Here is a 25,856-nt window from a genome sequence, read left to right on the forward strand (position 1 = left end):
TCGGGAAGTAGCTCAGCTTGGTAGAGCACCTGGTTTGGGACCAGGGGGTCGCAGGTTCGAATCCTGTCTTCCCGATTAGATACTTTTATGTATCTTAAATCGCGGTGTAGCTCAGCTGGCTAGAGCGTCCGGTTCATACCCGGGAGGTCGGGGGTTCGATCCCCTCTGCCGCGATTAGGTCTTGGACCTTTAGCTCAGTTGGTTAGAGCAGACGGCTCATAACCGTCCGGTCGTAGGTTCGAGTCCTACAAGGTCCATCCGAACGCTGTTTGGTGGGCATTGAGGTTTATTGACTTATATGTTACAATTACTTTGTTGTTTTTGGAGGATTACCCAAGTCTGGCTGAAGGGAACGGTCTTGAAAACCGTCAGGCGAGTCAAATCGCGCGAGAGTTCGAATCTCTCATCCTCCTTTATATTATCGCGGGATAGAGCAGTCTGGTAGCTCGTCGGGCTCATAACCCGGAGGTCGTTGGTTCAAATCCAGCTCCCGCAATTTTGGTTCGTTGGTCTAGTTGGTTCAGGACGCCTGCCTGTCACGCAGGAGATCACGAGTTCGAGTCTCGTACGAACCGCTTAAATGGCTCGGTAGCTCAGTTGGTAGAGCAACGGATTGAAGCTCCGTGTGTCGGCAGTTCGATTCTGTCCCGCGCCACTTAATTTAATATTTTTATGCGGGTGTAGTTTAGTGGTAAAACCGTAGCCTTCCAAGCTACTGTCGCGAGTCCGATTCTCGTCACCCGCTTTTATTTGTTTTATTTGGGTCTATAGCTCAGTCGGTTTAGAGCGCACGCCTGATAAGCGTGAGGTCGATGGTTCGAGTCCACCTAGACCCATTGGAGAAGTACTCAAGTGGCTGAAGAGGCGCCCCTGCTAAGGGTGTAGGTCGCGCAAGCGGCGCGAGAGTTCGAATCTCTCCTTCTCCGTTTATTATGACCCGTTGGTCAAGTGGTTTAAGACACTGCCCTTTCACGGCAGTAACATGGGTTCGAATCCCGTACGGGTCATCATTATTTTTACTATATAATTATCGCGGGATAGAGCAGTCTGGTAGCTCGTCGGGCTCATAACCCGGAGGTCGTTGGTTCAAATCCAGCTCCCGCAATTTTGGTTCGTTGGTCTAGTTGGTTCAGGACGCCTGCCTGTCACGCAGGAGATCACGAGTTCGAGTCTCGTACGAACCGTATCATTATCATATAAAAAAAGAGATGAATTATTCATCTCTTTTTTTATATCTATTAATTATTTGTTGGTGCAACCCGTTGATAACTGGCTGAGCGGTAATCAATGTTAGGATCGTTTTTAAATTTAGAAACAATACTTTCAGGACGATTAGCCCAATCATTGTATGCGTATGCTCCACGCCATAAAGTGAGAATAATACGCTTAGTATGATCCTTTGAATCTGACATATAATACCCCGAAAACATTCCGCTTGGTAATTCAGGACTGCTCATGAAGGTGTTCATGTTTGCATCTAAAACTTTACGTTGGTCATCTGATGGTGAAAGTTCCACATAATTAATGAAATAACTCCAGTTGTCTTCGCCAACATGTGAAAGGACGTCATAAGTGATGGGACTTTTGAAAATTGATTCCTTTCCACTGTAATCCAGGAGCTGGAGGCCTGAATCATTATTGTTGGTGGAGAATAGTGCTAAATCCCTTTCAGGATTACTTTTCATGATGTGCACTAATACATTCTTCGTGCCAAATGTTACAGAAATTTGTCTTATCATATTATTAACTTCCTTTTGATGTAAATTGCTTCATAATTAGTTTAGAATAAATCCTAATGAGTTAAAAGGAAAATGTCCTAATTTTTGGAAATGGGGGATAAAAATGAAACTTACGGTTTTAGGTGATTATGGTGGTTATCCTTATGATGGAATTGGTACTAGTGGATATTTAGTTACTAGCGGTAACTTTAATTTGTTAATTGACTGTGGGAGCGGAGTAATGCTTTCATTAGAAAGGGTTTTAGATCCACTAAAATTAAATGCAGTTATCTTGTCACATTATCATGCAGATCACATCGCTGATGTTGGGGTGTTACAGTACTATTGGCAGTTACATGATAAACGTTATGATACAGATGTTGTACCGATTTACGGAAATACAACCGATCAGATTCATTACAACCAGTTAGATTGGCCCAATTCGACTGAGAAAGAACCCTTTAGTGCTGATAGTGAACTTGAAGTGGGACCATTTACAGTCACATTTTTAAAGACGATTCATCCCGTGCCAGCCTTTGCGATGAAGATTGTTGAACGATCATCTGGAAAAGTATTGAGTTACACAGCTGATACACGTTATTTTGATGGTCTAATTAATTTTGTTAAGAACTCTGATATGTTAATATCAGATACGAATTTCTTTGAGGACGTAGATGGTAAATTGTGGCATATGACCTCTAAACAATCTGGTCACTTAGCTCGATTGTCAGATAGTAAGAACCTGTTAATAAGTCATCTTCCTCAAAATGGTAGTCACGTAAAATTGTTACAGCAAGCACAACAAGCCGCTGGCAAAAATGTTAATGTTGAATTGCCTAAAATAAGAAGGGCAATTAGGATTTAGGAGGCGATTTGTTTTATGAAATTCCATCGTGTTAACAAAGATACAATCCGTGTACTGATTAACAAAGAAGACTTAAAAAAGCATGGAATTGGGATGCTTGATCTTTTAGGGAATCGAGAAAAATGTGAACAATTTTTCTATAGCATTCTTGATGAAGCTGACGTTGAAAAAGACTTTACGGATACAGATACGGTTTTGTTTCAAATTCTTCCTAGCCAAGATGGATTAGAGTTATTTATCAGTAAAGATAAGAATATTTCAAATCAAATTGGTGATAATGGTGGGATGTTACCCCCATTAAATGAAAATAGGCAGCAACGAACTAGCAAAAACGTTAATGATATTCGCAAGATGTATGATATTTTTGATAAAAAAGCTGGTAAACGACTAATTCCAATCAAGTTCAATTCATTTGATGATTTAATTGGGCTTGCCAATAAATGGAAGGAAGTTACTCCCCGCCATTCAGTAGAATTAAAAACTGATTTGTATCAATATCAAAATTCGTATATTATTATGTTTAGATACTATTTGAATGGTCAGTACGATAGTGAGGGTAATTCTAATCTTGATGACCTTAATCATATGATTAATGATGAAATGGGAATTGTTTATGAGTATGGGAAAATTGCGCCACTGACTGAAGACAAATTAAAGAGGTATGGTAAGCAAATTACGGTTGGTGATGCACTTGAAACAATTGCATATTATTTTAAGTAAAAAGATTCGCATTTAGCGAATCTTTTTTCGTATATTGCGAAGGGTCTTTTTTATGTTAATGGCTTTAGAAAATGGAAAGCTAATTATGGCACGAGATGCCAAAAAGAATCATAAATATTATTGCTGTGATTGTGGTGAATTGGTGGTTTTGAAAAAGGGTATTAATAAAATTCCACATTTTGCTCATCAAGCAAATTCGAAGTGTAAAACGGGAGCCGGTGAATCTTATGCGCATACACTTGGCAAAGACATCATATTAAACTCGTTACCATGTGATGCTGATGTAGAGGTATATTTACCAGCTTTAAAACAACGAGCGGATATTCTTTTGAGTAATATGGCAATTGAGTATCAATGCAGTCCTATTAGCTTTCAACAGTTGAGTAAGCGGGCAGCTGGTTACCATTCAATTGGTCTGGAATCTTCTTGGATTTTGGGAATGAAATATTATAAAAAGAAGGTTTCGAGTCCTTCGGTACTTCAATTCATTAGATATCATAAAAACACGGGGTACTATCTTGTTTATATGAATTCTTTTAGATCACGATATTTTATCCGCTACCAAATTCATCAAGTTGATGGGGTCTATCGTTACCGAGAGAAGTCATTTAAACGCTGGTATTCAATGTTTGAATTTTTTAACAAAAAGCAATCTGATAAATTAAAGCAGCCCAATTTAATCAAAGTATGTAAACAAATTGAGAAGAAAGTTCACTATCGTGATCAGGAGATGATGGCTTTACAGGAATACTGCTACCTAAATGGCAAGACGGTGACTGGATGTCCACTTATTTGTCATCATTATCGGATGTTGCCTCCAGTTTTTGGTCACCAGTGGTTGACTTGGGAAATAATTTTCGTCTGTGAACTAAAAAAGTGGGTTGGTAAAAGTATTTTTCAATTTATGGATAAAGTATATCAAGAAAGCCATTTTGCTGATCCAAACAATCAATTTGTTTTTCTAACCAATGTTGAAAATGTAAGGAAGGCTTATATTCAAAGATTTGTGGCTTGTTTGATTCATAATAAGCTGTTGGTGATTGATGATGGAAAGATTGAACGAGTTGAAGAATTTACGTGGTATAGAGATGTTTATGCTAAGATAAGCATGATTAAGAAACGTTCATGAAATGGAGATTGTAAAATGTCAAAGATAAATGATTTGCCAAAACGAAACGAGGTTCCAAAAGAATTAACTTGGGATTTGACTACTGTGTATAAGGATCATGCGGAGTTTGAACGAGCATATAGTGAAGTTAATGATTTAGTTGGAAGAGTTAGTCAATTAAAAGGGCAACTTGGCTTAAATAGTGAATCGCTTTTAAGTGTAATTAAGCAAGTATTGGACTTGAATCGAAAATATGAAAAATTATATGTTTATGCTCAGTCAGCAAGTGATGTTGATACTACTAATAATGACCTTCAAAGTGACATGGACCGGGTTAATAAATTAGGAAGCAAAGTTGGTCAGGCACAGTCTTGGTTAGAACCCGAAATCATTTCCTTAGGGTCTGAAAGCATCGAACAGTTTATTAGGGCAAATCCAAAGTTAGAAGAATATCGAAGATTTTTTGATAAGATTTTAGTTAATCAGGATCATGTCTTACCTGAGGGCCAAGAAAAGTTGATGGCTAGGGCTTCAACAATTTTTGAGGCACCCGAAAAGACATTTGGAATCTTAGATAGTTCTGACCTTAAATTTCCTCAGGTGAATGATGGGTCGGGTAAAAAAGTACGGCTTTCTAACGGTATTTATAGTTTACTCTTGGAGTCGCAAGATCGAAAAGTGAGAAAGAATGCTTTCAAATCCTTTTACTCAACCTTTGATCAATTTCAAAACACGCTTGCTTCAACTTTGTCAGCAGAAGTATCTGTTCATAACTTTGAAGCACAGACGAGAAAATATGATTCAGCAAGACAAATGGCAATGAGTGAAAATGAGATTCCTGAAACTGTCTATACAACCTTAGTAAAAAGTGTTCATGAACACCTACCGTTATTTCATCGGTACGTTGCGCTTAGAAAAAAAGCTTTAAATGTTTCTGAATTACACATGTATGATATGTACGTGCCATTAAGTGGAAAACCAAGTCTTAAGTATTCCTTTGGTCAAGCCAAGGATGAAGCTTTAAAAGCACTAAGTGTTTACGGTCCTGACTACGTTAAACATGTTAAAGAAGAATTTAATAACCGTTGGATTGATGTAGTTGAAAATAAAGGGAAACGTACAGGAGCATACTCATCTGGGATGTATGATACGAATCCATTTGTTTTGCTTAATTGGCAAGATAATCTTGATAATTTATACACTTTGGTGCACGAAACAGGACATAGTATGCACAGTTACTATACTTCTCATAACCAACCATACCAGTACGGCGATTATTCAATTTTTGTGGCCGAAATTGCGTCAACTACTAATGAAAACATCTTGACTGATTACTTACTTAAGAATAATTCTGATCCAGAAGTCCGCAAATACGTCCTTAATTCTTATTTAGATGGGGTAAAGGGAACGATTTTCCGTCAAACTCAGTTTGCTGAATTTGAAGAGTTTATCCATCAATCAGAACAAGAAGGAAAGTCGTTAACCGCGGAATTTATGAACAAATATTACTTTAATTTGAACCAAGAGTACTATGGAAAAGACGTTGTTTCTGATCCTGAGATTCGACTTGAATGGTCCAGGATTCCTCATTTTTACTATGATTTCTACGTTTATCAATACGCAACTGGTTTTGCGGCTGCTTCTGCATTATCAGATCGAGTTATTAGTGGAGATCCTAAAAAGATTGATTCGTATCTGAACTATTTAAAATCAGGTAGTAGTAAAGATCCGATTACTATTATGAAAGCAGCTGGGGTGGATATGACTAAACCGGATTATTTAAATCAAGCATTTGATAAGTTTGAAAGACGCTTAGATGAACTGGAAAAAATGCTTTAGATCTACTATAAGCACAATGTTTGAAATATTATGTGAGAGGAATATGCTGTACTTGTAATTAATTAAGGAGGGGTGTTTGCATGACAGCTAGAGATGAAACATTTACTTTAAATAATGGGATTAAGATTCCCAAGATTTTTTTTGGAACCTATGAAATTCCAGCTAGAGAGACGGAAAAGAGTGTCGATCAAGCATTAAAGGATGGTTATCCTGGGATCGATACTGCGCGTGATTACGGCAACGAACGTGAAGTTGGAAATGCAATCAAGAACAGTGATGTTAACCGTGATGATATTTTTCTAACCACTAAGATTGAAAGCCCAGAATCTTACGATGAAGCAACTAAAATGATTGATGAAGCATTAGAAAAATTACAAACTGACTACATTGATTTAATGTTGTATCATTGGCCTGCAGGCGATCTAACTGAAACTTATCGTGCCATGGAAGATGCCGTTAAGGCGGGTAAATTAAAGAGTATTGGATTATCTAATTTCTATGGTGATGATTTAGATAAAATTTTAAAGAACGCTAACATTGCACCAGTTGTCGATCAAGTTGAAACTAATGTATTTCGTCAACAAAAAGACTTTTTGCCAGTTGCTAAAAAAGATGATTTGCGACTGGAAGCTTGGTCACCATTTGCACGAGGTCGTAACGGCTTCTTTACCAATGAAACGTTGGGAAAGATTGCTCAAGCTCACGATAAGACCATTGGTCAGGTTGGTCTTCGCTTCTTAATTCAAAATGGAATTATTGTTTTACCACGATCCACTAAACCAGATCGGATTAAAAGTAATTTAGATATTTTCAATTTTGAGTTAACACCCGATGAAATGAAAGAAATTAATAAACTAGATACTGAAAAGAGCCAGTTTGGTTGGCTTTAGTAACAAAAAAGTGGTCTCGCACCTATTAGGTGCGAGACCACTTTTTTTATTCTAGAGGACCCTTAGATTATTTGTTTGTTTAATTTTACCATCAAGTTCTCGTGATTCCTTTTGAATTATGTGATTACAAATATCAAATAACTCTTGGTAGTCAACTTTATCAATTAGTAAACCGTTGTCTGAAGAATCACAGTCGAATATTACTAGATTACCATGATTTGAGATATTCATTTCTGAAATCATTTGTTGATCAGATTGAAAGGTGCTCTCAGTTAATTTTGAACGACGGTCTTCTTTAAACATTTCCAAGTCTAGATTAGCTTTTTGGGCAATGTCGTAAACTAAGCTATCACAGTAAGTCATGTTTCTTTTTAGAATGTCGTGCTGTAGTGCAAATAAAAATGTTCGACCTTTTTTTGCTCCTTGAAATAGTGCTGCTTTATAATCAAGGATTAGTTTATATGGAAGAAGTTGTGAGTGAGCTTCCTTATTACCAGATATAACGCTAAGGTTCATGATCGGAATGATTCGAAATGATGTCTTACAGGGTAATTGCTTTGATAAACGATCAATAGTTTGTTCAGATTCAGCACAATCACTGCAAGTTGGGTCTACAAATAAATATAGTTCAATCATAACTTTTTCCTTTCCTAGTTTGTTATCTTTCTCTTCTATAACGACGCACTTACTAGATTATCATTTTTTTATAAAAATTCAATAAATTTGTTTTAGTACTCTTATTATACTGGGATGATAATTAAGTGTGGTATTATGTTTCTGGAACAATATGACAGACTGGAGATTGTTGTTTTATGGTGAAGAATTGGGATGACTTTTTATTTCCATATCAAGAAGCTTCAAATGAATTAAAATTAAAATTACGTGGGATTCGCTCAGAGTACTTAGAACGTGGTGAACGCTCACCAATTGAGTTTGTTACTAGTAGAATTAAGCCAATCGATAGTATCAAGGAAAAGATGCAGCGACGTCACATTGAAGAATCACGTTTGTCTGAAGACATGGAAGATATTTGTGGGTTGCGCATTATGTGTGAATTTCTTGATGATATTTACACGGTAGTAGATATTCTCAGAAAACGAAATGACATTAATATTTTAGAAGAACGGGATTACGTTAATAATGAGAAAGCCAGTGGCTACCGTTCATACCACATTGTATTTAGTTATCCCTTGCAGTTAGTCGATGGGCAAAGGGATATTCTGGCTGAAATTCAAATTAGAACTTTAGCAATGAACTTTTGGGCTACCATTGAACATTCTTTAAATTATAAGCATCCTGATGTTTTTCCTCCTGAAGTTCATAAGAGGTTACAGGGGGCATCGGAAACCGCTTATAAGTTGGATGAAGAAATGTTAGAGATTAAACAAGAGTTAGATCGAGATCTTAAGGATCAAAACGATAAACACGAATCGAGGGACCAAAAATGAAAATTGCAATTTATAGTAACGATGGTGAGACCTCGAGTCGAATTGCATCGGAATTATCAAAAGAGATTGAAAATGCAAAAGATTTAGAAATTGATGAACTTAATCCTGAAATTGTAATTTCCGTTGGTGGAGACGGTACGTTACTTTCTGCTTTTCATCATTACGATGATTTGACTGACAAGATTAGGTTCGTTGGAATTCACACGGGTCATTTGGGATTTTATACTGACTGGCGTGATACTGAGGTGACTCAGTTGGTTGAAAGTTTGAAGCATGATAATGGTCAAAGTGTTAGCTATCCCTTATTAGATATCGAAGTAGATTATGCTGATGGGGGACAGCCAGATTATATGATTGCCCTTAATGAAGCGACGTTTAAAAAATTGTTTGGAACGATGGTGGCCAAAGTCTTCATCAAGGGAGAACTTTTTGAAAACTTTCGTGGCGATGGATTATGTATTTCAACTCCCACTGGATCAACCGCATACAATAAATCGGTAGGGGGAGCAATTATTTCGCCTAAGTTCAATTCAATTCAAGTGGCTGAGATGGCTTCAATTAATAATCGGGTTTTTCGAACGATTGGTTCACCGATCATTATTCCACCAACTGAGTCCATTACGATTGTGCCGGAGGTGTCACTCCATAACGTTCTAACATACGACCAGTTATTAATTAAAGATCGTCCAATTAAGTCCATTAAATTCAAAATTTCCAAACGAAGAATTTATTTTGCCAAATATCGTCACACTCATTTTTGGCAGCGGGTAAGTAATTCATTCATTGGGGAAACCCTTGACGATGATTAGTTTTGATTGGATTTATGATGAATATAAACCCATGAAAGTCAGAACGTTTGTGATGAAAAATGGGGTTACCAGGTCGCTGCTTAAAAGTATTCGTTATCATGGTGGTCACTTGATGGTAAATAGTAGGGATGTTTATACTAGTTTTGAATTATCACGTGGTGATCGAGTTAAGGTTATTTTGCCACCTGAAGAACAAAATGATTTTTTGCAGGTTTCAAATTTACCGATTAAGATTTTATTTGAAAATGATAATTTTTTGGTAATTGATAAGCCGGTCGGAGTTGCTTCAGTTCCTTCACATATTTATCCTAATGACACAATTTTAAATCGTGTTTTAGGTTATTATGTTCGTAATGATTATCCAAGTAAGAAGGTTCACATCGTTAATCGGCTTGATCGTGATACGAGTGGTCCGGTTATTTTTGCTAAGAATCATTTAGCTCATTCGGTACTTGATAAGCAACTGAAAGACCGACAGGTAAAAAAATATTATGTTGCCGTTGTGTTAGGTGAACTTAACATCAAGCACGGGCAGATTGTGCTCCCAATTGGTAGAAAACCAGGATCATTTATCGAACGAGAAGTCAGAAATGACGGCAAATATTGTCGAACTGAATTTTGGACATTGAAGGTTAATAATGGAATGTCGTTGGTCAAAATTAGGTTGCATACGGGGCGAACACATCAAATTCGGGTTCATTTTGCAAGAATTGGCTATCCGCTTGTGGGAGACTGGCTATATAATCCTTACGAACACAGCAATAAACGGCAAAAATTGCATTGTTATCAGACAATTTTTTTTGATCCGTTTGAAAAAAAAGACGTCAAAGTCGAATCCCAAATTCCCAGTGATTTTAAAGAGTTATTGAATTAAGATTTATTGATTTTTATAATATTTGGTTAGCTAAAACGTATAATTCTAGGACACTGGTGTCCTAGAATTATATTTTTTCATGAGTTAAAGATGAGCCAAAATAAATAATTAAGTAAATTGGGGTAGACATTTTTAAGATTTCACTTTAGAATAATTACTATTAATATTGTTTATATTTTTATTAATTTTTGATCGTTAGATGTTATACTTAATTATGATGTTACAGTTTTGAAAAGGAGAGATAATTGATGAAGAAGCTCATTAAGAAGCACAACCAAATGGCTCTTAGTACTGGAGAGACTAAACGCCGTAACAAATTGGTGAAAACCAAAAAGGGCTGGATGAAAGTAGCTATGGGTACGGTCTTTGCCAGTGCGGCATTGTTCACGTTTAACTTAAATAGTTCAGTAAATGCTGATAAGGTAAGTACTGTCCCAGTTTCTGAAAGTGAACCGGCTTCAAATGTTCAACCAAAGAAGGAAATTGTTCAAGAACAACCAACAGTTGCAAACACTAATCAAACCCAAAACGATAGTGGTTCAACCCAAGTGGAAAACACTAATAAGACTGCCACACAGTTACAACAAGCAGGATCAGTAAATGGTGAGACAAATACAGAAGTTAAGAATTCTTCTGAAACAAATGTACATACACCAACATTACAATCAAGTGATTCTAAACAATCTCAGAACGAAAATGAAGTTATTACTGATAATCAACAACCAACTAAGACTGATCAGTCAGCTCAAACTAACTCATTAAATGATAGTAATGCTGTTTCAAAATCGACTGAGACTAATAATGTCAAAGATCAGAATGATTCTAATGAACAGCAACAATCACCAAAAGTTTCAAAGACTAGTGATCAACAGCAAGTAACAAAAGCTCCAAAAGCTGATGCCAGTCAACAATCAGCACAGGACTCTGAAGTTGCTCTTAAGGTAACGGATAATGCTGAAAACGAGAACAAAGTTTCTGAAAATAATAATGAGCATCAACAGAATGTAGATCAAAATCAAAACGTGAACTTAAAGGCTGACGTTGCCACTCCAGATAAGCAGATTGGTCCTGGTTATTATGATTCAAGCGTTGAAAACAACGTAAATCAAAACGTGCAACGCCCATCACAATATACTAATTTTAATGTTTCAAATAACACTAATTTTGCCAGTTATACTCAGGACTTTATCAATAAGGTGACTCCTGGTGCAATTGCTGGATGGAAGAAATATGGTGTTTTACCATCAATTTCAATCGCTCAGGCCATCATTGAAAGTGGTTGGGGGAGATCTGGATTAGCCGTTAAGGGTAACAATTTATTTGGAATCAAAGGTTCTTATAACGGTCAATCAATCTACTTTCCAACTCAAGAATACATCAATGGACACTGGGTTACTGTTCAAGCAGCCTTTAGATTATATCCAAGCTGGGCTGCAAGCATTGAAGACCATGGTGCTTTCTTAAGAGACAACCCACGTTACAGCAACTTACTTGGCGTAAGAGATTACGTGAGTGTAGCCTATGCTTTACAAAATGATGGATATGCGACTGATCCTAGTTATGCTCAGACACTTATTAACTGTGTCCGTAACTATAATTTAACTAGCATCGATCAAATCGCCTTTCAAGATGAAGGTAATCCACTACCAGCTCCTGATGTTAAGCCAGCTTCTGGTACTTATACCTTCAGTCAAACCACCAATATTAGAACCTCACCAAGCCTAAGTGCTCCAGTTGTAGGACAATATAAGGCTGGAGAAAGTGTCGTTTACAATGGTACTGTTGATGCTGATGGATATACATGGTTAAGATACAAATCATATTCTGGTGATGATTTGTATGTTGCTAAGGTAAGCGACGTACCAGCCTCAAAGCCAGAGTCAAATGTCACACCAGCTTCTGGAACCTATACTTTTGGTCAAACTACTAACATTAGAACTGCCCCAAGTACTAGTTCTCAGATTGTAGGTCAATACGATGCCGGTGAACGAGTTGTTTATGATGGTACTGTCCAAGCCGATGGATACACGTGGCTAAGATATCGTGGTGGATCAGGTGCCTACCGTTATGTTGCTAAATTAAGCAATACTTCCACTCCCGCACCTAACCCAGATGCAAACGTTAAGCAAGAATCAGGGATGTATACCTTTAATCAAACTACCAACATTAGAACTGCTCCAAGTACTAGTTCACAAGTTGTGGGACAGTACGATGCCGGTGAGCGAGTTGTTTATGATGGTACTGTTAATGCCGGTGGATACACATGGTTAAGATATAAGGCAGCTTCAGGTGCCTACCGTTATGTTGCCAAACTAGATAACAATACTTCAACTCCAACCAACCAACCAAGTGTTACTGAAACATCAGGAACATATACCTTTGGTCAAACTACAAACGTCAGAACTGCTCCAAATACTAATTCACAGGTCGTAGGCCAATATAATGCTGGTGAACGAGTAGTGTACGATGGCAAAGTAATTGCTAATGGATACACATGGTTAAGATATCGTGGTGGATCAGGTGCCTACCGTTATGTTGCTGAATTAGGAAATGGTTCTGTTTCTGGTAACAACCAATCAGACGTTACTCCCACTTCTGGCCGATTTACTTTCAGACACGTTACTAACATTAGAACTTCACCAAGTACTAGTTCACAAGTTGTGGGACAATATGATGCTGGAGAAAGCGTTGTTTATGATGGCAAAGTAATTGCTAATGGTTATACTTGGTTAAGATACCGAGCAGCTTCAGGTGCATATCGCTACGTTGCCGACTTGAACTAAAATTAATTAGGTGAAAATAATTTTTAGAAACACCCTTAAACATTTTCAAATAAATGAAATGGAGTATGGATTATGAACTTAAAGAAAGTAACCTCACTAATTTTAATTAGTTTTGCAGTGGTCACCATGGGAGTGTTTGTGCCTAATGTGGGACATGTTAATGCGCAAACTACTCAATTTGCGCAGGGTAATAGTGGTCAAGGGGAGATTGTAGTTCACTACGTTGATCAAAATGGTCAAGTAATTCGTCCTGCAACCACCGCCATGGGAGCAACTGGTAGTACCTATATTGCGTCGATTCCTAACATTCCTGGATACAAGTATTCTAGTATTCAAAATGGACAAAATAATAGTAATGGCCCCCAAATGACATTTGGTGGTAGTGATAGTTCAACAGATATTATGGAAATGACGATTATTTATTCATCAACTGGTAACAGTACGGCAAATAATAAACAACCTAACCGTGCTAATGCTGGTGTGAGTTCCAATGGTAATAATGGTAGTCAGACTAATGGTAAGAATAAAAATAATAACGGGACTAGTGATAGTTCAGCTACTGGCACCCAGAAGAATGCTACTAGTAATAATCAGACAAATGAAAAAGCCAAGGATCAATCAAAGGCCAAAGATAATTCCCAAAAACCCAATGCTGATAAGAATGCCAAGGATAAAAAGAATCAATCTGATAAGAAGAATCAGAAAAATAAAAAGGCAAAAAAAGATCATGACAAAAATGATGCTAAGCACGAGAAAAAAGATGGGAGCATTACTCCCTGGGTAGTTGGAGGAATTATTGTGGTGGTAGTTGCTGGAGTTGGGGCTTTTATATGGCACAAGTTCAGAGGACCACGTCATTTTGAGCATTAAAAAAGTTCATTGATTGGAGAAAAACAAATAATCCCGTAACGCTAGTTTTTAGCGGTACGGGATTATTTTTATAGCTGAAGCTATTTTTTGTTAATTATAATATTGGGATCAGCAATCTTTTGGACCTTATCCAATTCATCTTTGGACTCTACGAGTGGAATTAACTGAAGATTCTGATAATTTTTTATTTTTGCAGATAAACTTTCTATTCTGGTTGATGCAACTACTCCAGCAAAGTTATTGTTATCAATCCAGTTCAGAGTATCAGTCCAATTTTTTTCAATTATTTGATCAAATGCAGGTGAAAAATACAGTTGCATGCCGCCTGCTGCTGCCATCAAAATTTCCATGGCCTCTAAGTCGACTTTATTTTGGTCATTTAAAGCACCAATAATGACACCATCAACACCTAACTCTTGGCATTGGAAAAGATCATCTTCCATGATTTTTATCTCAGAATCATTAAAGGTACTAGTATTATTATTTGATGAAATTAAGACGTCGAGGCTTCGCTTTTTTTCGTGAGCATATTTACATGCTTCTGCGATAAATCCACGACTGGGGGTCATCATTTCCTGATTAATTGCAATTTTTAATTGAGAACTTTCAAGTTCAGCAGATACCTCTCTAAATTTTGATACAAGTGGTTCAACGATTGTCATATAAACTACCTCCTGCAACAATTATAACTATTATAGATCTGAATTGACATCGATTTTGCGCTTAAATGAAATTAGACGCGTGATATAATTGAAAAAGAAAGTTATTGAACGAATTATTGGAGGATGTAAATGACTAATCATATTGCATTATTTGAACCATTAATGCCAGCTAATACTGGCAATATTGCAAGAACATGTGCGGGAACTGATACCGTTCTTGATTTAATTAAACCGTTGGGTTTTTCGGTTGATGATAAACACTTAAAGAGAGCTGGATTAGATTACTGGGATAAGGTTAAGATCAATTATCACGAAAATCTTCCTGAATTTTTAAAAACCATTCCAGACAAGCAAAGGTTGTTTTTGGTTTCAAAGTTTGGGAAAAAGGTGTATACAGATCCAAATTATAGTGATGATAACGTGGATTATTATTTTTTGTTTGGAAAAGAAACGACGGGATTGCCCGAAAACTTTGAACGTCAGTATTCCAAACAAGCTATTAGAATTCCTCAAGATGATTCTCATATTCGAGCATTGAATTTATCGAACACTTGTGCGATTGTAATATATGAGGCTTTAAGGCAACAGAAATTTGCTGGACTTGAAGTGACTCATACTTATGAGCACGATAAATTAAAATAATGCGAAGGGGTGCCTTAGTTGGCTCAACGAAAAACAAAACGTAAAACTACAAAGCGTAAAATAACGAGAAAACGTCGTCCAAGGAAAAAAAGAAATTCTGTTTGGAACAAATTAAAGAACTTTTGCGGTGAAAAGAAATTAAATATCATTGGTTTGATTTTTATGTTGATCGCCGTTTTAGGCTTTTTCAGCTTAGGAATGGCGGGGACCCTGTTTGCTAATGTATTTCGGTTAGTGGTTGGGAACGCCTACCAGGTTTTGGCAATTTTTCTAGGTGTTTTTGGCATCTTATTGCTTCTAGGAATTAAGATTCCTCGAATCGATTACCATTATATTTTGGGTTTTTTGATAGCATTTATTGGTTGGATTTTAAACTTATCCATTACCTTTTCGAATTCTTTAAATTCCCATGTTAACTTTGTGTCCACCACCTTCAATGCGTTACTTTCTGATATTACTAACGGTGTCTCTACTAGTAACGTTGGGGGTGGGATGATTGGCGCTACGTTATTATCTTTTTTCGATACCCTTATCTCGTTAGTTGGGACTTTGATCCTTGCTTACAGTTTAATGGTCGTTGGAGCGATCATCTTCTTTAAACTACCAGTTATTAAGTGGCTCAAAGGCTTTTTGACTTGGTCAGCTAAGTGGTTTACTGCGATTATTGCGTCATTTAATCGGGCGCACCTGAATAATCAAGAGCGACGAAATAATCGAAAATTACAAAAGCAGCAATCAGCAAAGACAAATCAGTTTCAAGATTATCTAGGACATCAAAAAGAAAATGAGAAGAACAGTTCGCGGTCTCAAGCATCCGTTAATTCACCAACTGTTCCAGTCAATAAGCCAAGGGAACATGTTGGTGTTAAACAAGATGAGAATACTCCTCACATAACGGTTGCAAGTAAGAAGCCTAAACGGAATCATTTTGATAATGAAACCAAAACGAGTTTACCAACTTTTGAAAATAATTCTTCTGGTAACCACTATCAACTTCCTTCAACTAATCTCCTTACTAAAGTGCCAGAGCAAGATCAGACTGCAGAATATAATGCGATCGATAAAAATACGAAAATTCTACAAAAGACTTTAAAGAGTTTCGGGGTTGATGCTGAGGTAAAAAATGTAAGCTTAGGACCATCGGTTACCGAATATGAGTTGCATCCAGCAATTGGTGTAAAAGTTTCTAAAATTGTCAATTTGAGTGATGATATTGCACTTGCATTAGCAGCAAAAGACATCAGGATTGAAGCACCAATTCCAGGCAAATCTTTAATTGGGATCGAAGTTCCTAATAAAGCAATTTCGACCGTTTCGTTTCGGGATGTATTTGAAAATCAGACCGGCAATAACCATGGTATTTTAAATGTTCCTTTGGGTAAAAACGTTAACGGTGACGTTGTTTCTTGCGATATTACCAAGATGCCTCATTTGTTAATTGCGGGATCAACTGGAAGTGGTAAGTCGGTTGCAATTAATTCAATTCTCACTAGTATTCTTTTAAAAGCTACTCCCGACCAGGTTAAATTTATGTTAATTGACCCTAAGAAAGTTGAGTTGGGTGTTTATAACGGGATTCCTCATCTTTTAAGCCCAGTGGTTTCAGATCCTAAGAAAGCCGCTCGCGCTCTTCATAAAGTGGTTGATGAAATGGAACATCGTTATGAGATGTTTGCCCAGACAGGTCAACGTAAAATTAGTGGATATAATAAGTATATTCAAGAAAAGAATCGGACTGAAGGTACGGCTCTTCCAACTCTCCCATACATTGTAGTGGTTGTTGATGAACTAGCTGATTTAATGATGACGGTCTCAAATGAAGTGGAGAGTGCCATCATTAGACTAGCTCAGATGGGAAGAGCAGCTGGGGTTCATATGATTTTGGCAACTCAACGTCCGTCAGTTGATGTTATTACCGGATTGATTAAAGCTAATGTCCCATCAAGAATCGCTTTTGCGGTATCAAGTGGAGTTGATTCAAGAACAATTTTAGATACGAATGGAGCTGAAAAATTACTTGGGAGGGGTGATATGCTGTATCTCCCGATCGATCAAAACATTCCAGCGCGTGTCCAAGGTTCCTTTATTTCTGATAGTGATGTTGAAAACGTGATTGATTTTGTCAAGAAACAAGCTGAGCCAGAATATGATGACTCAATGATGGTTACTGATGCTGAAATTAAAGAAGAAGAAAAAGACGATGATGAGGATGATCTATTTGATGATGCTCTGAAATTTGTTGTAAAAGAACAAAAAGCCAGTACGTCGATGATTCAACGTCAGTTTCGAATTGGTTATAATCGGGCGGCTCGGATTGTTGATGATATGGAACAACGTGGGTATATTGGACCACAGCATGGAAGTAAACCTAGAGACGTCTATAAGAAGCCTTCTTCTGATGATGAAAAATAAAAAGACACTCTGAATTTGCTTCAGAATGCCCTAAAACGATATTATTAATTTACATGCCACCAAAGAAAGCAGCTGCTGATCCAGCAACCACTGATAAAATGGTTGCAATAATCATTAACCAAACAAAGATCATTAAGATCTTTTGAAACGTTGTTTTATCTTTCCATTTATTCAAAGTATCCACCACTTTCAGTATTCATACTGTCACAATTCTAACTTTGAACTAAAAATATTGCAAATCACTTATTATACCTAATTTACGAGGTTAAAAATGGTCAATTATATATCTAATCTACATTTATTAGTGGAGTCATTAATTAAGCCTTTATTACTTTTCATTATTATTGGTTTTATTATTATTTTTTTTAAGCGCATTACTAAAAATCGGATGTTTCAACGGCTGAGTGTTCTTGATTCATTTCCAATCATTGGAATTTGGTTAGTTCATGTCATTACTATGACGAGTCATGGATTTTCGTTTTTGCCATTATTCATTTTGGCTTGGATGATAATTGGGATTATCTTTTTGTTTTACCGAGTGACCGATGAAGGACAGTTGTTGCCAAAACAATTTTTAGTTAATTTTTGGCGAATAAGTGACATTTATTGGATAATTATTTTTATATTTTCTTTGATTGTAAAAATTATTATAATACACTGATATAAAAGCATTCCTGGGATTTGTTTTCCGGAGTGCTTTTATTTTTTGTGGATTTTTATGGAGGCAAAGTGGTAGGAAGTGGTTTATTGTGGTAAACTAAATTTATATTTAGGGGAGAAGGGAATGATGAATTATGTTCATGGGCGAATATCGACATAACATCGATGCCAAGGGACGTCTCATCATTCCCGCTAAATTTAGAGATTTATTAGGAGATAAATTTGTCATTACTCGTGGTTTAGATGGCTGTCTTTTTGGGTATACCGAGAATGAATGGCAAAAAGTTCAGGATAAGATTAATGAACTGCCCTTTAACAAAAAAGATGCGCGAATGTTTGCACGTTTTTTCTTTTCTGCGGCCACTGAATGTGATATTGATAAACAAGGCCGAGTCAATATCCCGACCGCTCTTTGTAAGTATGCCGACCTGACCAAAAGCTGTGTTTTGGCTGGAGTATCGACTAGGTTTGAAATTTGGGATGCTTCTAAGTGGGATAGTTATACGGATGAGGCTGCGAGTGAGTTCAGCGATATTGCTGAAAATTTACTTGATGTCTAACTTGAGGTGAATTTTAATGTCTACGTTTAAACATCAAACGGTTTTATTAAATGAGGCTATTCGTGGTCTGAATGTTAAGCCCAATGGAATCTATGTTGATTGTACTCTTGGAGGCGGAGGCCATAGTTCTAAGATATTGTCGGAACTAAAAAAGGGTCATTTATACGCTTTTGATCAAGATCAAGTTGCCATTGATTATAATCAGTCACATTTAGAAAAGTTCTTAAAAGATAATGAAACTACTTTTATTCATGATAATTTTAGAAATTTTAAACGTGATTTGAAGCGTTATGATGTCGTTGGAATTGATGGGGTTGTTTATGATTTAGGAGTTTCTTCACCTCAACTTGATGATGCCGAGCGAGGCTTTAGTTATCAAAAGGATGCTCGTCTTGATATGCGGATGGATCAAAGAAATGATCTAGATGCTTGGGAAGTTATTAATCACTGGTCGTATGAAAAGTTAGTAAAAATTTTTTATCGGTATGGTGAGGAAAAGTTTTCTAAACAAATTGCTCGTAGTATTGAAAAAATTAGAGCTGATCATCCAATTGATACTACAAGTCAGTTAGCTGAAATCATTAAGGATGCCATTCCAGCTCCAGCACGAAGACATGGTGGTAACCCAGCTAAGCGCGTTTTTCAAGCCGTACGAATTGCCGTTAATGATGAGCTAGGCGCTTTAGAAGATTCACTTGAGCAGGCGTTAGATATGTTAAATGTTCATGGTCGGATTAGTGTAATCACGTTTCAATCGCTTGAAGATCGTTTGGTAAAGGGGATTTTTAAAGAAAAAACCACCATTCAAGATTTACCTCATGATTTACCAGTCATACCGGATTCAATGCAACCAAAGTTTAAAATGGTCCAAAGAAAACCAATTTTACCCAGTGCTGATGAACTTAGTCAAAATCATCGATCGCACAGTGCCAAACTCAGAATCATTGAGAAAATTAAATAGGAGGTGGGAACTTTGGCACAAAATGGTCTAGCAAAAAAAGAATATTCAAATGGAAACGCGTATGAAACATATCGAAGAAATCAGATCAATTCAAAGCGTGTTACTACTCCCCAAAGAGAACATAAGTTCAGTCCTAAGCTGGAAATTACAATTTTAGTAGTTGGATGTGCGATGATATTCTTAATGTCGGTCGCATTGGTTTGGACAAGAATTTCACTTTCAGGGGCCCAACAAACGTTGCAAGATACTGAGAGTCGATCAACAAGAATACATAATACCAATACCGGACTTAAGCAACAGATTGATGAACTTCAAAGTAGTTCACGTTTAGATAAGGTTGCTAAAGGATCGGGATTAAAACTTTCAAATGATCAAATAAGGAACGTCACAAAATGAATAAAAAACAAGAGCAGATAAAAAATCGGAAAAATGCGATTGCTAATCGAAAAAAATTTGGGATGTATTTTCGGATTTTAGTAATTGTAGTTTTCCTGTTGATTTTCGGCTTTTTTTTTAAAAAAGCAATTTTCAAAAGTGCGAATCACGTTAATTTGGCACAGCAAACAAAGAGTTTGTATGCCCAAACTAACGTGATTAAGTCTAAACGTGGAACCATCTATGATAACAATAATCAAGCGTTGGCTGAGGATACCAGTACTTACTCGATTTATGCTATTTTAAACAAGTCGCAAAAGACTAAAGATGATAAACCAGATTACGTAACTAATCCTGAAAAAACCGCTAGGGTCCTTTCTGAAAACTTGCCGATTAGTTACAAAGATGCCCTTAAGACCCTTAAACCAAAGAAACAAGCCTTTCAGGTTGAATTTGGAAATCCGGGAAAAAACATTTCTTTAGTTGATAAACAAAAAATTGTTTCTCATCATTTGCCCGGCATCAAATTTGTTCAACAACAGAGTCGATTATATCCAAATGGGGTCTTTGCATCTCACATTGTTGGGTTGGCTTCTCCAGTTACCAATAACAAGACTAAGGAAACAAACTTAGTGGGACAAATGGGCCTTGAAAAGTCATTTAATAAAGTTCTGAATGGGAAAAATGGGTATGAAGAAGTAAGACATGATAATTATGGTTACGAAGTACCTGATGATAATAAAAAAGAACGACCAGTGGTTAACGGGAATAGTGTTCATACCACAATTGATTCTCGATTAGAATTTCTACTTGAAAACCAGATGAGTGAGGTACAATCACAGGTTCATCCAAAGAGTATGAATGCCATGCTGATTGATGCTAAGACTGGGAAAGTTTTAGCCGCTGCTCAACGACCAACTTTCAATGCTACAACTGGCAAGGGATTAGGTGGAATTTGGCGGAATACATTGACCCAAGATGCTTTTGAGCCAGGTTCAACCATGAAGATTTTTACGCTAGCCGCTTCAATTGATAGTGGTAATTTCCATGGAAATGAGCGCTATCTATCAGGTAAATATGATATTGATGGTAAGATTGTGCCAGATTGGCTACCAACAGGATGGGGAATGATCACTTATAATAAGGGATTTGCCTTGTCTAGTAACGTTGCCATGGCACATTTGGAACAACAGATGGGGCCAAATACTTGGAAAGATTACATTAATCGGTTTCAGTTTCTGAAGAATACTAATTCAGTTTTTGGTGATGATGATTCGGGGAATATGCAATTTAAGTTACCAATTGAACAGGCTAATACTGCCTTTGGTCAAGGTATTCAAGTAACTGCTTTGCAGATGGTGCAAGCCATGACTTCAGTTGCTAATAACGGCAAAATGATCAAGCCAAGGTTTGTTGATGATATAACCAATGATCACAATAAGGTGGTTAAGAATTATAAGGAAGAAACGTTGGGACATCCCATTAAACCCTCAACTGCTAAAGCTGTTCGAAAGCATATGGAAGATGTTGTTTATAAGCCATATGGGATCGGTCAAGATTACAAGATTCCTGGATATCGAGTAGCTGCAAAGACTGGTACTGCTCAGGTAAGTAATGGATCTGGCGGTTATGAGAATGGTGACGATAGTTACTTGTATTCGGTTGCTGGAATGGTACCTTCTTCAAACCCAAGATACATTATGTACGTAAGTATGAAACAACCCACTTTAAATGGTGGAAAGACCGCTACCCAATTGATGGCGCAAATCTTCAATCCAGTTATGCAGCGGGCATTAACCCAAAATACAGCTGATGATGCGCAAGTTCCAGATGTCGTTAGTCAAAAGACTGATGGGGCTAAAGAGCAACTTAGTAAAAGTCATCTGGAGCCAATTGTGATTGGTGATGGTGACACGGTTACTAAGCAAAGTCCAACGGCGATCGGTGCTGGTTCAGGAGATAATCACGTTATTTTGATCACTAGCGGAGTATTAAAGATGCCTAGTCTTAAAGGTTGGAGCGAAAAAGACGTTCAAACGCTTAGTGATCAATTGGGTATCAAATTAAGTACTAGCGGTAAGGGAAAAGTAGAAAGTCAGAGTATCAATGTAGGTCAAAGAATTACCCCCAAAGCTACGTTGACAGTTAAATTAAAATAAATTTTGAGAGGATGAAAAGTGATGGATTGGTTAATTCCACTAATTGGAGGATTTATTATTACACTGGGACTAACGCCAGTATTAATAAGTTATTTTAGATCAAAGCATGAAGGTCAGATGATCAGGGAGGAAGGTCCCAGCTGGCATGAAAGTAAGAGTGGAACACCCACAATGGGAGGATTAGGTTTCATAATTGCAATCGTCATTACGTGCTTGATCTATGGATTAGTAGTTAGCCAATTGAAGTCAACGTTACTCATCCTAATCTTTGTTCTTGTTTTTTATGGACTAATTGGGATGTGGGATGACTCAATTAAACTTTTTAAGCGTCAAAATGAAGGATTCAAAGCTTGGCAAAAGTTCTTGCTTCAAGTCATTGGAGCACTGGTATTTGCTTGGGTTTACTATGCTGATGGATTTCCAATGTCAATTCGCTTTTTTAACCTCGGCGAGATTCCATTAGGGTATTTCTATGTTTTGTTTATCATTTTTTGGCTTGCGGGCTTTTCTAACGCCGTTAACCTCACGGATGGATTGGATGGATTGGTAAGTGGATTATCAATTATAGCTTTTGGAGCTTATGCCGTTGTCGCTCATTTCCAACACCAGTTTGAGGTTGAAATTTTTTGCATGGCAGTTGCAGGTGCGCTTATCGCATTTCTGCTTTTTAATCACAAGCCTGCTAAAATCTTTATGGGTGACATGGGTTCCCTAGCATTGGGTGGTGCTTTAGCTGCCGTTTCAATTTTGCTTCACCATGAACTTTCGTTATTATGGGTTGGATTAGTATTCGTTGTTGAAACTGCCAGTGTCATCTTACAAGTTACATCATTTAAACTAACTGGAAAAAGAATTTTTAAGATGACTCCCATTCATCATACCTTTGAGTTGATGGGCTGGAGTGAATGGAAGATTGATATTGTCTTTTGGCTAGTAGGTTTGTTTACTGCGATCACTGGCGTTATTACAATGATTTAATTTTTAGGGAGCTTAATTTTAATTATGAAAAACGTGGACAATTATAAAGATAAAAATATTTTAGTTTTTGGGGCTGGCATGAGTGGAACCAATGCTGCTAAACTATTGGTTAAGCTGGGAGCAAATGTCACTTTAACTGATGCAAAACCAGCTGATCAAATTAAAGAATATGATGAATTAAAAGCAGATGGTGTAAGAGTAGTAGCAGGTAAATCACCTCTTTCCCTATTAGATGGAATTGATCTAATGGTCAAAAATCCTGGCATTCCATACGATAATGATTTGGTTAAAGCCGCTCAAGATAAAAACATTCCGATCATTGTGGAATTGGAACTTGCAGCAGAAATCTCAGATGCTCCGATTGTTGGGGTCACGGGTAGTAACGGAAAAACCACCACTACCACCATGATTACTAAAATGTTGCAAGCGGGCAAAAGAGATGGAAGGGCCCTAGATGGTGGAAATATTGGAATTCCTGCCACCAAGGTAGCTCAAGAAGTTAATAAGAATGATGTCTTAGTATTAGAAATTTCGAGTTTTATGTTACTGGGGACTCCTAAACTTCATCCGCATATTGCTGTCATTACTAATATTTTTTCCAACCATTTGGATTACCACAAAACACGTGAAAATTACGTAAATGCTAAGATGCAGATTACTAAAAATCAAACCAAAGATGATTTTCTTGTCATGAATTTTGATAGTGCTGAATGGCGAGAATTAAGCAAGCGTAGTAAAGCTCAAATCGTTCCATTTTCACTCACTGATAAGTACAAAAATGGAGCCTACGTTTCTAATGGCGATATTTACTTTAAAGATGAATTTATTATGCACAAAAAAGACATTCGGGTTCCGGGTGAACAAAACGTTCAAAATGCCTTAGCCGCAATTGCGGTAGCTAAACTGTATAAAATCTCTACTGAAGCGATTGTTTCAGTATTAAAGAATTTTGGTGGAGTTAGACATCGTGTTCAATACGTTTTAACTGCTGACGATCGTGAGTTCTATAACGATTCTAAGGCAACCGACATTGAGGCCACCCAAATGGCTCTAAGAGGATTTGATGAACCGATCGTTTTGTTAGCAGGTGGATTAGATCGTGGCTATACTTTTGATAAACTGGTTCCTGATTTTAAATCTAATTTAGCGGGAATTGTTTTATTTGGTGAAACCGCTGACTTGTTAGAAGATGCTGCCAAAAAAGCCGGTGTTCCACAAATTAAAAAAGTTAAAGACCTTGATGAAGCCGTACCAGAGGCGGTTAAGATGAGTAAACCAGGTGATATCATATTGCTGTCACCGGCTAACGCAAGTTGGGATCAATTTGCAACTTATCGTGATCGTGGGAATGAATTCATCAAAGATGTAGAGAAGTTAACTGGTAAAAAGGAGACTAAATAATGAGAATGATTGTATCCGGGGGAGGAACTGGTGGACATATCTATCCAGCACTTGCCCTAATTGACGCGTTAAAAGCTCAAAAGCCTCATTCAGAGGTTTTGTACGTTGGGTCCGATCGCGGATTGGAAGGTAAAATTGTTCCAGAAAGGGGAATAAAATTTGATGCCTTAAAAATTCAAGGATTCAAACGGAAGTTGTTTAGTCTGTATAATTTTAAAACGATTTGGTTGTTTTTAAAAAGCGTCCAAGAATCAAAAAAAATCATTAAAAAGTTTAAACCTGATGTTGTGGTTGGCACCGGTGGGTATGTTTGTGGAGCCGTAGTATATGCTGCAGCTAAGTTAGGAATTCCAACCGTTATTCATGAGCAAAATAGTGTTGTTGGTCTCACTAATCGCTTTTTGAGTCGTTATGTAGATGAAATTGCCATTGCTTTTGACGATGCTCGAAAACAGTTTCCCGAAAATAAAGTTATTTTCACTGGCAATCCACGGGCGCAGCAGGTGGCTAATATGAAAAGCGATTTTAAGTGGAGTGAGTTTGGTTTAAAAGATGATGTTCCAACGGTGTTGATATTTGGTGGAAGCCAGGGAGCACTAAAAATTAATTCATCAACGGTAGAAGCGATCCCTGAATTTGACCGACGAAAATACCAAGTTGTTTTTGTTACCGGCCAGAAGCGATATCAAGGTGTTAAAAATGATTTAAAAAACGTTAAAATTAACGACAATATCGCCGTTTTACCTTATATTTCAAATATGCCAGCGGTTCTGCCTAAAGTTGATTTAATTGTTGGACGTGCTGGTGCCACTAGTATTGCAGAAATAACTGCCATTGGGATTCCGGCCATTTTAATTCCAAGTCCCTATGTTACCGCGGATCATCAAACTAAGAACGCGATGAGTCTCGTAAAAAATAATGCCGCGATGATTTTGACTGAAAAAGATTTGAATGGGCAATCTTTAGTGACAAAAGTCGATTCTTTAATGCATAACACTGAATTAAGAAAGCAAATGGCTACTAACTCATATGATATGGGAGTTCGTGATGCCGCTGACAAACTTTTAGGCGTTTGTGAGCAGGCAATTGAGAAGCATCATAAAAAAGCTTAACGGGTGATCT

General features: G+C 37.2%; 24 protein-coding genes and 13 tRNA genes. 33 read left to right on the forward strand and 4 right to left on the reverse strand.

The annotated features are described in order from the left end of the window. Position 1: 1 nt before the first annotated feature. The 13 genes from AC6UDG_RS02880 (at position 2) to AC6UDG_RS02940 (ending at position 1,184) form a co-directional block, all read left to right on the forward strand. Positions 2–75: transfer RNA gene (locus AC6UDG_RS02880), tRNA-Pro, on the forward strand. Between the two features lie 25 nt (positions 76–100). Beyond that, positions 101–174, forward strand: a tRNA-Met gene (locus AC6UDG_RS02885). 9 nt (positions 175–183) lie between these two features. After that, positions 184–257 (forward strand) — tRNA-Ile (locus AC6UDG_RS02890). 66 nt (positions 258–323) lie between these two features. Continuing rightward, a tRNA-Ser gene (locus AC6UDG_RS02895) sits at positions 324–413 on the forward strand. A 9-nt stretch (positions 414–422) separates the two neighbouring features. Then, positions 423–496, forward strand: a tRNA-Met gene (locus AC6UDG_RS02900). 4 nt (positions 497–500) lie between these two features. Beyond that, positions 501–575, forward strand: a tRNA-Asp gene (locus AC6UDG_RS02905). A gap of 7 nt (positions 576–582) precedes the next feature. Next, positions 583–655 (forward strand) — tRNA-Phe (locus AC6UDG_RS02910). A gap of 19 nt (positions 656–674) precedes the next feature. Beyond that, positions 675–745, forward strand: a tRNA-Gly gene (locus AC6UDG_RS02915). A gap of 16 nt (positions 746–761) precedes the next feature. Beyond that, positions 762–836, forward strand: a tRNA-Ile gene (locus AC6UDG_RS02920). Positions 837–838: 2 nt separating this feature from the next. Then, positions 839–926 (forward strand) — tRNA-Ser (locus AC6UDG_RS02925). 8 nt (positions 927–934) lie between these two features. Next, a tRNA-Glu gene (locus tag AC6UDG_RS02930) sits at positions 935–1,007 on the forward strand. A gap of 24 nt (positions 1,008–1,031) precedes the next feature. Continuing rightward, a tRNA-Met gene (locus tag AC6UDG_RS02935) sits at positions 1,032–1,105 on the forward strand. Positions 1,106–1,109: 4 nt separating this feature from the next. Then, positions 1,110–1,184, forward strand: a tRNA-Asp gene (locus tag AC6UDG_RS02940). A 54-nt stretch (positions 1,185–1,238) separates the two neighbouring features. Here AC6UDG_RS02940 and AC6UDG_RS02945 read toward each other — a convergent pair. Then, entirely contained in the window at positions 1,239–1,739 is a 501-nt protein-coding gene (locus tag AC6UDG_RS02945) for a hypothetical protein (protein ID WP_500693954.1), read from the reverse strand. A gap of 103 nt (positions 1,740–1,842) precedes the next feature. Here AC6UDG_RS02945 and AC6UDG_RS02950 point away from each other — a divergent pair, with 103 nt between their 5' ends. The 5 genes from AC6UDG_RS02950 to AC6UDG_RS02970 all read left to right on the forward strand — a co-directional run bounded on the left by AC6UDG_RS02950 (position 1,843) and on the right by AC6UDG_RS02970 (position 7,140). Then, positions 1,843–2,583 carry an MBL fold metallo-hydrolase gene (locus AC6UDG_RS02950; RefSeq protein WP_500706351.1) on the forward strand — a complete coding sequence of 247 codons (741 nt, stop codon included), beginning with the start codon at positions 1,843–1,845 and terminating at the stop codon, positions 2,581–2,583. Between the two features lie 15 nt (positions 2,584–2,598). Next, positions 2,599–3,303 carry an adaptor protein MecA gene (locus tag AC6UDG_RS02955; RefSeq protein ID WP_500706352.1) on the forward strand — a complete coding sequence of 235 codons (705 nt, stop codon included), beginning with the start codon at positions 2,599–2,601 and terminating at the stop codon, positions 3,301–3,303. 52 nt (positions 3,304–3,355) lie between these two features. Next, positions 3,356–4,432: a competence protein CoiA gene (locus AC6UDG_RS02960; protein ID WP_500706353.1), complete on the forward strand. Its 1,077-nt coding sequence runs from the start codon at positions 3,356–3,358 to the stop codon at positions 4,430–4,432. Between the two features lie 15 nt (positions 4,433–4,447). Next, on the forward strand, positions 4,448–6,250 hold the full coding sequence (pepF, locus tag AC6UDG_RS02965) for an oligoendopeptidase F (protein ID WP_500706354.1): 1,803 nt from the start codon (positions 4,448–4,450) through the stop codon (positions 6,248–6,250). Positions 6,251–6,330: 80 nt separating this feature from the next. Next, complete coding sequence (locus AC6UDG_RS02970; RefSeq protein ID WP_500706355.1) at positions 6,331–7,140, forward strand: aldo/keto reductase; 810 nt, start codon at positions 6,331–6,333, stop codon at positions 7,138–7,140. A 51-nt stretch (positions 7,141–7,191) separates the two neighbouring features. Here AC6UDG_RS02970 and AC6UDG_RS02975 read toward each other — a convergent pair whose 3' ends face one another. Then, the gene (locus AC6UDG_RS02975) at positions 7,192–7,776 is read right to left on the reverse strand and encodes a DsbA family protein (protein ID WP_500693948.1); all 585 of its coding nucleotides are present in this window, start codon (positions 7,774–7,776) and stop codon (positions 7,192–7,194) included. Positions 7,777–7,952: 176 nt separating this feature from the next. Between AC6UDG_RS02975 and AC6UDG_RS02980 the strand changes: the two genes are divergently transcribed. The 5 genes from AC6UDG_RS02980 to AC6UDG_RS03000 all read left to right on the forward strand — a co-directional run bounded on the left by AC6UDG_RS02980 (position 7,953) and on the right by AC6UDG_RS03000 (position 13,924). Beyond that, on the forward strand, positions 7,953–8,588 hold the full coding sequence (locus tag AC6UDG_RS02980) for a GTP pyrophosphokinase (protein ID WP_500693947.1): 636 nt from the start codon (positions 7,953–7,955) through the stop codon (positions 8,586–8,588). Continuing rightward, a complete protein-coding gene (locus AC6UDG_RS02985; RefSeq protein WP_500693946.1) occupies positions 8,585–9,397 on the forward strand; it encodes an NAD kinase in 813 nt (270 codons plus the stop codon). The genes AC6UDG_RS02980 and AC6UDG_RS02985 overlap by 4 nt, the downstream gene beginning before the upstream one ends. Beyond that, the gene (locus tag AC6UDG_RS02990; RefSeq protein WP_500695521.1) at positions 9,390–10,271 is read left to right on the forward strand and encodes an RluA family pseudouridine synthase; all 882 of its coding nucleotides are present in this window, start codon (positions 9,390–9,392) and stop codon (positions 10,269–10,271) included. Before AC6UDG_RS02985 ends, AC6UDG_RS02990 begins: the two co-directional genes overlap by 8 nt. Before the next feature lie 248 nt (positions 10,272–10,519). Continuing rightward, positions 10,520–13,054, forward strand: a complete 2,535-nt coding sequence (locus AC6UDG_RS02995) for an SH3 domain-containing protein (RefSeq protein WP_500706356.1) — start codon at positions 10,520–10,522, stop codon at positions 13,052–13,054. Between the two features lie 72 nt (positions 13,055–13,126). Further along, entirely contained in the window at positions 13,127–13,924 is a 798-nt protein-coding gene (locus AC6UDG_RS03000; RefSeq protein ID WP_500706357.1) for a MucBP domain-containing protein, read from the forward strand. An 80-nt stretch (positions 13,925–14,004) separates the two neighbouring features. On the opposite strand, the gene AC6UDG_RS03005 is transcribed toward AC6UDG_RS03000, so the two are convergent. Next, positions 14,005–14,586 carry a copper homeostasis protein CutC gene (locus AC6UDG_RS03005; RefSeq protein WP_500695524.1) on the reverse strand — a complete coding sequence of 194 codons (582 nt, stop codon included), beginning with the start codon at positions 14,584–14,586 and terminating at the stop codon, positions 14,005–14,007. 129 nt (positions 14,587–14,715) lie between these two features. On the opposite strand from AC6UDG_RS03005, the gene AC6UDG_RS03010 reads away from it, so the two are divergent. Together AC6UDG_RS03010 and AC6UDG_RS03015 are read left to right on the forward strand one after the other, a co-directional pair. Beyond that, positions 14,716–15,228 carry a tRNA (cytidine(34)-2'-O)-methyltransferase gene (locus AC6UDG_RS03010; protein WP_500695525.1) on the forward strand — a complete coding sequence of 171 codons (513 nt, stop codon included), beginning with the start codon at positions 14,716–14,718 and terminating at the stop codon, positions 15,226–15,228. 18 nt (positions 15,229–15,246) lie between these two features. Beyond that, positions 15,247–17,640, forward strand: coding sequence for an FtsK/SpoIIIE family DNA translocase (locus tag AC6UDG_RS03015; RefSeq protein ID WP_500706358.1), 2,394 nt, complete (start codon positions 15,247–15,249; stop codon positions 17,638–17,640). Positions 17,641–17,689: 49 nt separating this feature from the next. Here AC6UDG_RS03015 and AC6UDG_RS03020 read toward each other — a convergent pair whose 3' ends face one another. After that, complete coding sequence (locus AC6UDG_RS03020) at positions 17,690–17,815, reverse strand: DUF4044 domain-containing protein (protein WP_500693939.1); 126 nt, start codon at positions 17,813–17,815, stop codon at positions 17,690–17,692. A 96-nt stretch (positions 17,816–17,911) separates the two neighbouring features. Between AC6UDG_RS03020 and AC6UDG_RS03025 the strand changes: the two genes are divergently transcribed. The 8 genes from AC6UDG_RS03025 to murG all read left to right on the forward strand — a co-directional run bounded on the left by AC6UDG_RS03025 (position 17,912) and on the right by murG (position 25,846). Beyond that, positions 17,912–18,301, forward strand: coding sequence for a DUF3397 family protein (locus AC6UDG_RS03025; RefSeq protein WP_500706359.1), 390 nt, complete (start codon positions 17,912–17,914; stop codon positions 18,299–18,301). Positions 18,302–18,434: 133 nt separating this feature from the next. Further along, positions 18,435–18,860 carry a division/cell wall cluster transcriptional repressor MraZ gene (gene mraZ / locus AC6UDG_RS03030; protein WP_500696584.1) on the forward strand — a complete coding sequence of 142 codons (426 nt, stop codon included), beginning with the start codon at positions 18,435–18,437 and terminating at the stop codon, positions 18,858–18,860. Positions 18,861–18,876: 16 nt separating this feature from the next. After that, the gene (rsmH, locus tag AC6UDG_RS03035; RefSeq protein WP_500706360.1) at positions 18,877–19,821 is read left to right on the forward strand and encodes a 16S rRNA (cytosine(1402)-N(4))-methyltransferase RsmH; all 945 of its coding nucleotides are present in this window, start codon (positions 18,877–18,879) and stop codon (positions 19,819–19,821) included. A 12-nt stretch (positions 19,822–19,833) separates the two neighbouring features. Then, positions 19,834–20,217 (forward strand): cell division protein FtsL, encoded by a 384-nt coding sequence (ftsL, locus tag AC6UDG_RS03040; protein WP_500695530.1) that lies wholly within the window; start codon positions 19,834–19,836, stop codon positions 20,215–20,217. Beyond that, on the forward strand, positions 20,214–22,355 hold the full coding sequence (locus AC6UDG_RS03045) for a penicillin-binding transpeptidase domain-containing protein (RefSeq protein WP_500706361.1): 2,142 nt from the start codon (positions 20,214–20,216) through the stop codon (positions 22,353–22,355). Before ftsL ends, AC6UDG_RS03045 begins: the two co-directional genes overlap by 4 nt. Before the next feature lie 21 nt (positions 22,356–22,376). Continuing rightward, a complete protein-coding gene (gene mraY, locus AC6UDG_RS03050) occupies positions 22,377–23,333 on the forward strand; it encodes a phospho-N-acetylmuramoyl-pentapeptide-transferase (protein WP_500701174.1) in 957 nt (318 codons plus the stop codon). A 24-nt stretch (positions 23,334–23,357) separates the two neighbouring features. Beyond that, positions 23,358–24,734 (forward strand): UDP-N-acetylmuramoyl-L-alanine--D-glutamate ligase, encoded by a 1,377-nt coding sequence (murD, locus tag AC6UDG_RS03055; protein ID WP_500706362.1) that lies wholly within the window; start codon positions 23,358–23,360, stop codon positions 24,732–24,734. Beyond that, entirely contained in the window at positions 24,734–25,846 is a 1,113-nt protein-coding gene (gene murG, locus AC6UDG_RS03060) for an undecaprenyldiphospho-muramoylpentapeptide beta-N-acetylglucosaminyltransferase (RefSeq protein ID WP_500706363.1), read from the forward strand. The genes murD and murG overlap by 1 nt, the downstream gene beginning before the upstream one ends. Positions 25,847–25,856: the final 10 nt, after the last annotated feature.

It is taken from the genome of Fructilactobacillus sp. X2R1C1 (assembly GCF_059901435.1).